Source organism: Monashia sp. HAY1-5C (assembly GCF_056755255.1).
Map to the genome: position 1 here is coordinate 1 of NZ_JBPGXG010000516.1, position 255 is coordinate 255.

The 255-nt window shown below is 58.8% G+C and carries 1 protein-coding gene; it reads left to right on the forward strand.

Annotation, left to right across the window (positions count from 1 at the left end):
- The coding region (locus tag ACR9ZK_RS22630; RefSeq protein WP_481344172.1) for an EAL domain-containing protein at positions 1-255 on the forward strand (255 nt) is incomplete at both ends.

Below are 255 nucleotides of genomic sequence, written 5' to 3' on the forward strand. Positions count from 1 at the left end.
TTTCGGCACCGGTTATTGCAGCCTCGCCTACCTGCAAACGTTGCCGGTGGATTGCCTGAAAATCGACAAGGCCTTCATCGACGCACTCGGTCATGACGCGGCCAGCAGCGGCGTTGCTCCGCACATCATTCACATGGCGCAGGCACTGGATCTGAAAGTGATTGCCGAGGGCATCGAGCATGAAGCGCAAGCCGTGTTTCTCAGCAGTGAGGGAGTCAAGTTCGGTCAGGGCTGGCTGTTCGCCCAGGCCTTGAG